This is a genomic window from Bradyrhizobium sp. UFLA05-108 (assembly GCF_059803455.1).
The window spans coordinates 1-1,848 of the sequence record NZ_JBANAZ010000173.1; the positions used below are offsets into that span (position 1 = coordinate 1).

Sequence of the window (1,848 nt, forward strand, 5' to 3'; positions counted from 1 at the left end):
ATTGGTCGACTTGATCATCAGAGAACGCATCACGACGGCTCACTTCGTCCCATCCATGCTGGTCAGCTTTATGGATAAGAAGGGTGTTGATCGCTGCACGTCGCTGCAGCGTCTCATCTGCAGTGGCGAGGCGCTTCCTGCGGCCAGTGTCCATCAGGTTCGGCGCCTATTGCCTTGGACCGGCCTGCACAATCTGTACGGTCCGACGGAAGCTGCGATCGACGTCACCGCGTGGAGTTGCCCCGTTGATTTTGATGGGTCCGTTGTCCCAATTGGCCGGCCGATTGCGAACACGCGGGTATATCTACTTGACGGTCATGGTGAGCCCGTTCCGCTCGGGGCGGCAGGCGAGCTCTACATCGGCGGGGCGGGAGTGGCGCGCGGCTATCTGAACCGGCCCGAGCTGTCGGCGGAGCGGTTCATCGCCAGTCCCTTTGTCGACGGCGACCGGCTGTACCGCACCGGCGATCTGGCGCGGTACTTGCCGGACGGCAATCTGGAGTTCTTGGGCCGCAACGACGAGCAGGTGAAGATCCGCGGCTTCCGGATCGAGCCGGGTGAGGTCGCGGCGCGGCTTGCCGAGCACGCCTTGGTGCGCGAGGCGGTGGTGGTGGCGCACGAGGGCCCCGCCGGCGACAAGCACCTTGTCGCCTATGTGGTTGTGGCGGCTGAGCATGCGCTCGAAGCTGAGAAGCCTGACCTGGCCGGCGCCTTGCGCACGCACCTAAGTGCGCGGCTGCCGGAGTATATGGTGCCATCGGCGTTTGTGCAGCTGGCGGCGCTGCCGCTGACGCCGAACGGCAAGCTCGACCGCAAGGCGCTGCCAGCGCCGCAAGATGAGGCGTATGCGCGCGCCGTCTATGCGACGCCGCAAGGCGAGATCGAGACCGCGCTGGCAACGGTCTGGGCCGAGCTTCTGGGTGTTGAGCGGGTCGGACGCCACGACCACTTCTTTGCGCTCGGCGGCCACTCGCTGTTGGCGGTGCGGCTGATCGAGCGGCTGCGGCGGCTGTCGCTGGGGGTCGACGTGCAGACGCTGTTCGCCACGCCAGTGCTGGCCGATCTGGCTGCAAGCCTCGGCAGCCATCGCGAAGTGGCGGTCCCGGCCAACCTGATCAGCGAACAGAGTACGGCGATCACGCCGCAGATGCTGCCGCTGATTGAGCTGACGCAAGACGAGATCGACCGGATCCTCGCCACGGTGCCCGGCGGTGTCAGTAACATCCAGGACATTTATGGCTTGTCGCCGTTGCAGGATGGCATCCTGTTCCATCATCTGTTGGCGACAAAGGGCGATCCCTACCTGCTGGTCTCGCAGATGGCGTTTGCCGACCGTGACCTGTTGGACCGCTATCTTGCCGCCGTTCAGCGGGTGGTGGACCGGCACGACATTCTGCGCACGTCATTTGTCTGGGAAGGTCTGTCGAGCCCGGCGCAGGTGGTGTGGCGGAACGCGCCACTGGAAGTGACCGAGGTCGAGCTGGATGCGTCTGGTGGTCCTGGGCACGAGCAGCTCCGGGGGCGGTTTGATCCGCGCCAGCACCGGATCGATCTTGGCCGGGCGCCGTTGTTGCGGTTTGTGATTGCCCGCGAGCCCGGCAGTGCGCGCTGGCTGGCCTTGGAGCTGCAGCATCATCTGATCGGGGATCATACCACGCTGGACGTGATGCATGCCGAGGTCCGGGCCGCGCTGGAGGGGCGTGCGCATGGGCTGCCAGCCCCACAGCCGTTCCGCAACCTGGTGGCGCAGGCGCGCCTGGGCGGTGATGCCAAGGCGCATGAAGAGTTCTTCCGGGGACTGCTGGCAGACATCGATGAGCCGACGCTGCCATTTGGGTTGAGCGAGGT

General features: G+C 65.5%; 1 protein-coding gene. It reads left to right on the forward strand.

Features of this window, described 5'->3' with window-relative positions; translation table 11 throughout:
• On the forward strand, nucleotides 1-1,848 hold a 1,848-nt coding region (locus SO140_RS45725), incomplete at both ends, for an amino acid adenylation domain-containing protein (protein WP_498544174.1).